Source organism: Streptomyces sp. WM6386 (genome assembly GCF_000972385.1).
In the GTDB taxonomy this organism is placed as follows: Bacteria; Actinomycetota; Actinomycetes; order Streptomycetales; family Streptomycetaceae; genus Streptomyces.
The window spans coordinates 1-313 of the sequence record NZ_JXTE01000789.1; the positions used below are offsets into that span (position 1 = coordinate 1).

A 313-nucleotide genomic window follows, 5' to 3' on the forward strand; every position below is an offset into this window, starting at 1 on the left:
GCCGCGCCAAGCGCAGCATCGAGCCCCTCGACCGGACGGCGGAGCAACTGCAGGCCCTGATCCTCGCCACGATCAAGGGCTGAGCAGGCCTGCGCTCGCCGCCCCGGGCTTCAGACGCCCAGCGCGGCTCGGACGGCCTTGGCCCGCTCCTCCGTGAACACCCCGCTGTCAAGCAGCGGGAGGACGGACAGTACGCCCCCGGACGAGCCCCAGCTGCCCTCGTCGATCACGCGGAAGTTGACCCACCATGTCGGTGACGGCCTCTCCAGTCCGCAGGCCGCCGCCAGAGCGGCCAGGACGCGCTCGATGACCT

The 313-nt window shown here is 71.9% G+C and carries 1 pseudogene; it reads right to left on the reverse strand.

The window, feature by feature from the left end:
• Window positions 1–110 precede the first annotated feature (110 nt).
• Window positions 111–313 (reverse strand): annotated as a pseudogene (locus tag TN53_RS43680) (tautomerase enzyme); the annotation flags it as partial.